Source organism: Edaphobacter sp., assembly GCF_035532915.1.
Taxonomy (GTDB): domain Bacteria; phylum Acidobacteriota; class Terriglobia; order Terriglobales; family Acidobacteriaceae; genus Edaphobacter.
In genome coordinates this window covers 1-9,290 of record NZ_DATKQC010000364.1, presented here as the reverse complement: position 1 = coordinate 9,290, position 9,290 = coordinate 1, and the positions used below count along the sequence as shown (strand labels likewise).

Below are 9,290 nucleotides of genomic sequence, written 5' to 3'. Positions count from 1 at the left end.
CATCGTTGCAACTCTTCACCATTCACACCGCGGACCTAGGGGCTTATGCCGGAACAAAAGAATCAAAATGCTCGCACAAATCGAGTCTTCAAGAGCCTGCATAAGCCTCTCACCTACCTGGGGGTCGAGCGCACACTGTTTTACTTCGTGTGCGTGGGCGCTGTAAGCGCCTTCAATCTCTTCAACAGCATTCTGGGCGGCATCGCCGTCTTTATCGGCGGATTCGCATTCGGTCACTGGGTTACAAACAGCGACCCGGCATTCCTTCGCATCCTTGCGAAGTCCGAGCGATACAAACTTCGCTATGACGCCGCCAAGCAACAAGTTCCACGTGTGGAGGTGCGCTGATGTTCCGACTCGATAAAGTCATCAAGCCATGGAGAGAGAGTGCGTCCCTCAACGACCACATCAACCTGTATGGCTTCTGGAATGAGACTAGCTTCCTGACCAAGAGCGGCGACGTGGGCATGATTCTGAGTATTCCCGGCGTGGACTACGAGAGTCTTGACCACGCGGAGCAGGAGTACGCGGTAAAACGGTTGGAATCCGCGCTTAAAGCCTTCGGTCCCGGCTTTCACGTCTACCAGTACCTCTTCAAATCGAACCGTCCCGATATTCCATTTGCAAGCTATGACGACCCGGTCGTAGAGGCCGCCACCGATCAGCGGCGCCAGTTCTTCGAGGGCAAGCGAGACCACCTCTATCAGGTCGAAATCTTCTATGCCATCGTCCTCGAAGGGCCGCGGTCCAAAAGCGGCATCGGCGCGGCATTGGCCCAGCTCTTCCGCGATCCTGCCGGGGCGATTGGCGAACTCAGAACACAGTTCACCAACAACAGCATGAAGGTCTTGCTGCGCACCCAGATCGAGAGTGAATTGGCAAGGCTGGACCAGAAGGTACAGACATTCGCGCGCCAGCTTGCCGATTTCATGCAGGTTGAAGTGCTCAGCCAGCAAGGCCAGTTCCGATTCTTTCGCCGGCTGCTCAACTACGACGAGGGGCGCATCGCTGGACGGCCGCAGTCCACGCAGTTTCTTGACTATCAGGTCGTGAATTCCAACATTGAAGCTGAGCGCAATCATCTCCGCGTCGGAGATCATTTCGTCCGCGTGCTCACGATGAAGGAGGCTATCACTGAAACCCGGCCACTGGTTCTCGATCAACTGCTGAAGATCCCCGCGAACTTCTACGTCGTGACCGAGTGGACGCCGCTGGCTACCGACAAAGCGCGCAAAGAGGTCAACAAGCGCCGCCGCCACTTCAATATATCGAAGACGGGCTTTGTTTCACAAGCGACCAGTGACACCACAAAGACCAATCCGCGCGACGTACTGGTAGACGAATCGAAGCAAGCCGACATCGAGAACCTTGGCGATTGCCTCCGTGTCCTGGGTGACGGGCAGTCTCTTGGGGACTTCTCTCTCACCATCGTTGTGTATGCGGCTACAAAGAGCGAGACTGACCAGGTCATCGGCGAGTTTACCAGTGTATTCACCAACGCGGACGGCAATCTCTTCATCGAGACCTACAACCAGCTCAATGCGTACTTCGCCACCGTTCCCGGCAACTACGCGCAGAACCTCCGCAAGCTCTATTTGCTCAATACCAACTATGCAGACCTGTCGTTTCTTTTCACCATCCTTTCTGGAGAAAAGCGAAACGCTCATCTCGGGACGGAGTACCTTGCCGTTTTTGAGACGGAAAATGCGACGCCATACTTCTTGAATCTCCATAACGGAGAAGTCGCACACACGCTCATCCTTGGAATGACCGGCTCCGGGAAGACCTTCCTGTGCGCATTCCTGCTCCAGAACGCGCAAAAGTACAAGCCGCTGACCTACATATTCGACATTGGCGGAAGCTACGAATCGCTCACGTCGATCTTTGGCGGATCGTACCTGAATGTCGGCCAGGATTCGCGGGACTTCACCATCAATCCGTTCTCTCTGGAACCGACAAAGGAAAACCTGCAATTCCTCTTTTCATTCTTCCGCGTGTTGATCGAGGGCGACGGTCAACGCTACCGAATGGACTTCAAGGAGGAGCGCAAGCTGTGGGATGGAATTGAGCGCATGTACATTCTTGACCCCGAGCAGCGCACACTTTCCAACTTCGCCAATATCGTAGGCGAGCTCAAAGAGCGCCTGCACCGTTGGACGCACGGCGGCCAGTACGGCTTTCTCTTTGACAACGCCAAGGACAGCCTTTCCTTTGCCGATTTCCAGACCTTCAACTTCCACGGATGGAGCGATGCGCCCGACGTGTTGGAGCCGCTTCTCTTTTACGTGCTTCACCGCGCCTCAAATGAGATTGCGAACCCGGCCAAGCTGGCGAGCTTCAAGACTTTTCTGTTGGATGAGGCGTGGCTCTTCATCAAAAACGAGACCATTCGCAACTATGTGGTCCAGGCGCAGAAGACCTGGCGCAAACACAACGCCGCCCTGATTCTCGCAACTCAATCCATCAAGGAGCTTCAGGAGTCGGGGATGCTGGCGATTGTGGCGGAGAGCTGCCCGACCAAGATATTCCTCGCGAATCCAGAGATGAACCGCGAGGTCTATGCCGAAGCCTTTCACCTCAACGATACCGAACTGGACATTATTGGTGGCCTTGTTCCACCAGGAGAGATGCTCATTCGCAAAGCGCAGACATCAAAGAAGGTTCGATTGAATGTGGATTCTGTTTCCTACTGGATGGCCACCAACAACGCCCGTGACAACCTAAAGAAGCACGACTACTTCGGTCGCTTCGGTATAGCCGACGGGCTTCGCCATCTCGCCGAAGATCATCCGTTCCGGCCTCGCACACTGGCCGTATCTCTTCCTACCATCAACCGCTAAGGAGGCATCGCATGAACCGTCTGAACGTCGTCGCTGGGGTTGCCCTGGCACTCACATCCATCGTGGCGGTCGCGCAGGATGCGGCCCGCACAGTGCAATACCACTCACAGGACATCGTCCCGATCCACGCCAAGGTCAAATACACCACCCTCATTGTGGTGCCAGCCTCCGAAAAGATCATGGAAGCCGCCACAGGCGACAAGGACTTCTGGATTGTGGATGTGGTTGGGAACTTCTGCTTCGTGCATCCGGCCAAGACAGGCATCAGCTCCAACCTGAATCTCATTACGGACAAGGGCAATATCTACAGCTTCACGTTGCAGGACATCTCCACATCCGCTGCCGAACCGGATCTGAAGGTGATTATCGAACCCGCTGACCAATCCTCGATTGTCGCGGCCAGCGGACCAGCGCAGTTCGTCCCCGCCCAGCAACTGGAGCAATCCAAGCTGCAACTGGCCGCGCTCCAGTCGCACGTTGCCCAAGCAGTGGATGAGTATAAAAGCGCATATCCAACGGAACTGAAGTTCGACTATGTCTACAAGCGGGATGAGGCGCCTTTCGATATTCAGTCGATCTACCACGACGACAAGTTCACCTACATCAAGACGAGTGCGCCGGAGAAGTTCAGCGTGTACGAAATGAAGGACGGGAAGCCCAACCTCATCACCTTTGACCTGCGAGATGGAACATACATCATCCCGAAGATCATGGACAACGGCTATGTCGAACTGGGCAAAAAACGCATGGACTTCACACGGAAAGGATAACTGTCATGGCCGAGAACATTTTCGCTCCTCAAACAGAAGCGCACGCTGGGCCGCAGTTTGAGCCTGAGTTGCGGCACACGACCAATGAGCCAAAGGGTGTGCTGCAAAAGAACCTCAAGACCTTTGTATATCTTGGCGCGGCGTTGCTCGTGATCGTGGCGGCAATCTTCAGCTCGACCGGCAAGAAGACGCCGGCGCAGCAAGCCGCCCAAAAAGGTCAGCCTCCCCAACCGACCTTGCAGGACAACACAGACAACAATGTGCAGGACCTGAAGAACCAACTTCAGGCCCAACGCCAGAAGGAGCAGCAGCAAGCGGCTCTTGTCGCTACCACGGGAGGCGATCCTGCCCTTGCGTCTGCCACCTCTGCGCAACTAACAGCGGCCTCAGCGTATGGGCCGACCGGCGTCGCCGCACCTTGCCAAGCTGGTCAACCCTGCCAGCAGCAGCCTGGCTATGGTCAACAAGGCACGGGGGAAAAACAGCTCAGTCCAGAACAGCAGCAGGCCCAGCAGATTGCCGCCAAGGAGCGGGCGCGCGCCGACGACGCTCGCTTCGCCTCGAACCTTGCCTATTCTCGCTCGTTTGACCAACCGCAAGGACCAGGCCAGATGGCGCCTGTTCGGCAACAACAGGCAGACAGCAGCCTGGTTCCCCCACGGGCGGCAGGAGAACAGCAGGCCCCAGCAGACGGTTACAAACGGCCAATGGAGGCGAATGTCGATTCGGCCATCGGGCAGCCCTACCTCGTTTATGAGGGGTCTGTGCTCGACACAGTCCTCATGAATCGGCTGGATGGAGACGCGGCAGGAGCGGTAAAAGTTCTTGTCTCGAACCCCTTGTATTCGCATGACCACCAGCACGTCATCATCCCCGAGGGTACAGTCGTCTTAGGGGAGGCAAAAAAGATTGGGGCCGCAGGGATTGGACAGCAGCGGCGCATGGCAGTCGTCTTCCACCGCCTCATTATGCCGGATGGTTACTCCGTTGATCTCGACCAGTTTCACGGTCTCGACCAGATCGGGGAGGAAGGGCTGAAGGACAAAGTCAACAACCACTACTTTGAAATCTTCGGCGCTTCGATCGCTTTGGGCATTGTTGCCGGGGCGAGCGAGATTGCGCAGGGGGGCGGCGCAATCACCACCAGCGGTTCCCAGGCGTTTACCAACGGCACTGCGGCCAGTGTCTCGCAATCGGCCAGCTCCATTCTTGACCGATTCATGCAGATTCCGCCCACGATCACGATTCGGGAGGGGCACCGCGTGAAAGTGTACTTCACGCAAGATATGCTTCTTCCGGCTTACACGAACCACACCATCCCGCAGACGTTCTGAGGAGGATTTGAATGCGATTGATACCCGTTCTTCTTTTGGTCACTCTTGCCCTTGCAGGTTGCCAGAGCAAGGCGAAAAAGGTGCAGGAGTTGCAGAAGCAATATGACGCGGAATATCCCGCCTATTCCAAGGATTGTCTGGACGAAGACACCGCAGGCTCCTCAAGAATGCTGACCGGGGAAAAGCTGACAAAAGAAGAGATGGCAACTCTCGCCGACAGGAAGAAAGCGCGCGATGAACGGTGCAAGCCCCAGGCCGATCATCTTGCGGATATTCAGCGCCAGATTCTCGCTGCCCAGCAATAACGCCGAACCGCTCCTTGACAACCACAACTCACCACCGCACATGACAGGAGATCCCTATGCGAAAAATGACCCTCATACCACTTGCAATCGGACTTGCCGTGGCATTGCAACCTGCCGCGCACGCACAGTTCGGTTCAGGCATCGTTCTCGATCCAACGCAATCGGCGCACGCCATCGTCCAGATCGGGAACGAAGAGAAATCCATCGCCAACGAGGCCGAGCAGATTGCGCAGGGCCAGCAGATCTTCACCAATACGGTCAAGATCGCAACCACGGCATTGCAGGCCTACAACGTCGCCAAGCAGCAATACGACCTCGTGCACCAGATGATTCTCGCGCCGAACATGCTGTATCAGCGTTTTCTCTCACCCCAAAGCGACCTGATGCTTATGCAACAAGTCTCGAACACTTACGGCAATTCCATGAGCTGGCTCAATGCGTCGAATACGGGCAACGGGGCGGCAGCGGCCTACCAACAAGTGAGCGTACCGCACACCGCTAACATGATTCCCGGTTACAGCACATCGAGCTTCGCTGGACAGCAGCAAATCGCCGCACAGGGAGCAACCATTGACATCGGCGACTCCGTCATGAGTACCAACCTTCAGGCTCTGGGAACGATCCGTGCAAATCAGGCTGCAAGGCAGACGGATATTTCCAATCTTGAGAACGCAACACAGAGCCAGGATGCCTCGCAGCAGACCATCATGGCCACGCTCCAGCGCATCAATGTGGCGCTGCTCTTGGAACTGCGCAACCAGCAGGACGCCAACCAGATCAACGCCAATCTTGCCCTGCAACAGATGGTTGCCCAGAAGCAGCAACAGGACACAATGAAGTCGGCTTTCCGTGACTCTTCAGGATACGAAAGCTACTACAACGCCAACGTCACAACTACCAACAGCGGCGCGGCAAATCTCCTCACGCAGGCTTACTAAGCCCACCTGAGAAAACGCACGCCACAGGAATCAAGAGGTTCTGAATGGGCACGGGTCTCTTCGACTTTATCTCTCAAGGGTGCCAGTCGCTTGCTGCTACGGCGGCACCCTCTATTACAGCGATGGGGGTTCATATCGTGCTGTCGCTGGCAACGATCATGCTGGTCTGGTTTGGTGTTCAGGAGGCGCTTGCCTCCGCACAGGGAGGGGCCGGCTTCAGCATGGGCAGGTTTCTCAATCTCTTCATGCTCCTGACCTTCGCGTATGCGATGGTGAACTACTACGACAGCTCCATCCCGGGCCTTGGCTTCTCTATCAAAGGGTTCATTGATGGCGGAACAGCCAACCTTGTGACCATCATCGGGTCGGATGGTTCAACGACAATGCTGAGTGAGATCCACGCTGCATCCTCAAAAACTGGGCCGTCGTTACTGACCAGCATGATGTCCCCCTACTACTCGCTTGTTTACTTCGTTGTGCAGTTCCTGTTGGCCCTTCTGGCGGCGGCGGTCTCCGCAATTCTGGCGTATGGCGCAATTGCGTCAACCATCATCGGGCTGCTCGGGCCGATCTTCATTCCATTCCTCGTTTTCGACAAGCTCGATTGGCTGTTCTGGGGATGGCTGAAGGCATACCTCGGATTCAGCTTCTACAAGGTCGTTGCCGCAGCGACCATGAATGTGTTGTGCCACGTTCTGACCAGCTACTACATCCAGGTTGGACAGAGTGTTTCGGACCCCTCGACGATTGTCCAGGCATTGCCGCTGCTCATCCTTCTTGTAATGGTCAACGTCTATATCCTCTTCAAGATTCCCGCGATGACGCAGAGCCTATTCGGTGGCCACACTGGCGGCCACGACGGCGGAATGGGCATCGCAATGCTCGCTGTAAGGGCCGCGCTGTAAACCGCAACAAGAGAGACGAGGCGACAGATGAATCTGCAACCGAAAGCTACTCCTGAAATCACCCGCGCGGCGGAACGTTACCTTGAGCAGTATGGCGATCCACTCGTCATGAACACCTACCTGAAGGTGACGATTCTTGTGCTCACTGTCGTGTCTCTTACCCTTGCCGCGCTCGTATTCAGGAGCCAGAAGGCTCTGGCCGATATGCACCCGATGATTGTGAGAATCAACGATGTAGGCCGGGCGGATGCGATTGACTATCGCAACTTCCAATATCGGCCCCAGGAAGCGGAGAACAAATATTATCTGACGCGCTGGGCCGAGCTTTACTTCAGCCGAAATCGCTTCACCATCGAGCGCGACCAGACGAGTTCCCTTTACTTTCTGAACGGCGACGTTCAGCACGCCGTCATTGAGCAGGAACGCAAGGACAACATCATCCAGACTTACGTCAAAGACAGCACACTCCCCTATGTCGATGTCGAGGTAAAGAACATCGTCCTTGATGATCTGCGGCAGTCTCCCTATTCGGCTCGGATCGAGTTCGAGAAGGTCTATACCAATCCCGCGGATCACACGGAACTCAAGCGGGAGCGATGGACCGCCAGCGTCACCTATGTCTTCCGGGAGAGCGTGAAGAACGACGAGCTGTCCGTGAACCCTCTCGGTTTGGCCATCGTGCGCTTCCGGGTTGACCAGGCATTCGGCTAAGGATTCATTAACCCTTCCAGAGGCTATTCAATGTCCGTCCAAGCTGCCAATCCGGCTGCTCCACCCCAACTGTCCCTGTGCGTCATTGAGCAGGCGACCGGGAGTCTTCCAGCCCGCAATGGAGGCTGCCGACGACGCTCTTCTTTCGGAGTCGTGGCACGCTCAAGAGCAGTTGCGATGGCCGGGAACTTCTGCAGCCGGAATGCTGATGAAAACTTTGGTCCTATGTGTGTCAGCCGGTTCGTATCCCGCCGTCTGCTCAGTCACGGCTTCGGGGCCCTACATGCGCCCTGCGGCAACTCGGTCTTCTGCTTCGGCTACGCCGCCCTTCGGATTACGGTTTCCCTCCAAATCTTGTTCGGAGAGTACGCCGAAAAGATTTCTCCGGACCCTCCGTAAAAGCAGACCTTCGGCACTTGGGAGCATGGCCCACTCGCCAGGCTCCGCCCAGTGTGACCCGAGCAGGATCGGGAAATTCAACGAAACGGAGACAACATCATGTACCAGAACAAAGTAAACCTCATCGGCTTTCTCGGCAGCGACGCAGAAGTTCGCACCGCTAACAACCGCAACTTCACAACCCTCTCGCTGGCAACCAAGTCCTCCTATAAGGACAAGAAGAGCGGCGAGTACGTCTCGCAGACCGAATGGCATCGTTGCGTAGTCTTCGGGAACCTCTCGGAATTCGCCGGCACGCTCAAGAAGGGCGCACATATCCAGGTGGAAGGCGAGTTGCGCAGCCGGGAGTACGACAGCAAGAAGACGGACTCGAAGCTCCGCATCTGGGAGATCCGGGTTGATTCGATCCTGAAGCTGGACCGGGCTGAGAAGTCAGCCCCGGAAGAGCAGGAGCACGACGACTCAAGCTCAGAGGAAGCGGCAGCTTAACGCCCTTCTTCTTCACCCTTGGAAGCCCGGCTGTCCGCTGGGCTTCCAAACCTACGAGGTTCCCGTTATGAGTTTCGAGTTGATTCTCCCTTTCTTGCGCCCGATAGAGGCTCTTTTGCTGGACGACAGCATAAGCGAAATCATGGGCAATCCCGATTCGTCCTGGTGGTATGAGCGGGATGGCATCATGCGTCAGGATGAGAGCATCTCCTTCGACGGTGGCAAGCTAAGAACCGGCCTCGAAGTGGTCGCCAATCGGCTTGGCAAGAAGTTGGACGAGGACAATCCCGTTCTCAACGCGCAGCTCCCGGACGGCAGCCGCCTTGCGGCCGTCATTCCGCCAGTGTCGCGCCCCGCTCCGGCTTTGGTGATCCGCAAGTTTTCAAGCCGCAAGTATACGGTCGAAGACCTCATCTCTCGCGGCACCCTCACGCGGCCTCTCGCGGAGTTCCTTGCCGAACAGATTCGCAACGGGAAGACGCTGCTCATCAGCGGCGGAACCGGGACCGGGAAGACGACACTGCTCAATATCCTCGGCCAGGCAATCCCAGAGCATGAGCGCATCGTCATCATTGAAGACACCTCTGAGCTTCGCATCC

At 56.2% G+C, this 9,290-nt stretch carries 10 protein-coding genes; all 10 read left to right on the top strand.

The genetic code is table 11. The features are described from left to right. The first annotated feature begins 45 nt into the window (after positions 1–45). On the top strand, positions 46–348 hold the full coding sequence (locus tag VMU57_RS17365) for a VirB3 family type IV secretion system protein (RefSeq protein WP_325385706.1): 303 nt from the start codon (positions 46–48) through the stop codon (positions 346–348). Continuing rightward, a complete protein-coding gene (locus VMU57_RS17360; protein WP_325385704.1) occupies positions 348–2,840 on the top strand; it encodes a VirB4 family type IV secretion system protein in 2,493 nt (830 codons plus the stop codon). Before VMU57_RS17365 ends, VMU57_RS17360 begins: the two co-directional genes overlap by 1 nt. 11 nt (positions 2,841–2,851) lie before the next feature. Beyond that, entirely contained in the window at positions 2,852–3,610 is a 759-nt protein-coding gene (locus tag VMU57_RS17355) for a TrbG/VirB9 family P-type conjugative transfer protein (RefSeq protein WP_325385702.1), read from the top strand. Between the two features lie 5 nt (positions 3,611–3,615). Next, positions 3,616–4,944: a TrbI/VirB10 family protein gene (locus VMU57_RS17350; protein ID WP_325385700.1), complete on the top strand. Its 1,329-nt coding sequence runs from the start codon at positions 3,616–3,618 to the stop codon at positions 4,942–4,944. 11 nt (positions 4,945–4,955) lie between these two features. Then, on the top strand, positions 4,956–5,249 hold the full coding sequence (locus VMU57_RS17345; RefSeq protein ID WP_325385698.1) for a hypothetical protein: 294 nt from the start codon (positions 4,956–4,958) through the stop codon (positions 5,247–5,249). Between the two features lie 65 nt (positions 5,250–5,314). After that, positions 5,315–6,187 carry a hypothetical protein gene (locus VMU57_RS17340; RefSeq protein ID WP_325385696.1) on the top strand — a complete coding sequence of 291 codons (873 nt, stop codon included), beginning with the start codon at positions 5,315–5,317 and terminating at the stop codon, positions 6,185–6,187. A 44-nt stretch (positions 6,188–6,231) separates the two neighbouring features. After that, on the top strand, positions 6,232–7,092 hold the full coding sequence (locus VMU57_RS17335; RefSeq protein WP_325385694.1) for a type IV secretion system protein: 861 nt from the start codon (positions 6,232–6,234) through the stop codon (positions 7,090–7,092). A gap of 27 nt (positions 7,093–7,119) precedes the next feature. Then, on the top strand, positions 7,120–7,803 hold the full coding sequence (locus VMU57_RS17330; protein ID WP_325385692.1) for a VirB8/TrbF family protein: 684 nt from the start codon (positions 7,120–7,122) through the stop codon (positions 7,801–7,803). A 498-nt stretch (positions 7,804–8,301) separates the two neighbouring features. Continuing rightward, a complete protein-coding gene (locus VMU57_RS17325; protein ID WP_325385690.1) occupies positions 8,302–8,691 on the top strand; it encodes a single-stranded DNA-binding protein in 390 nt (129 codons plus the stop codon). 67 nt (positions 8,692–8,758) lie between these two features. Continuing rightward, on the top strand, positions 8,759–9,290 hold a 532-nt coding region (locus VMU57_RS17320; protein ID WP_325385688.1), incomplete at its 3' end, for an ATPase, T2SS/T4P/T4SS family.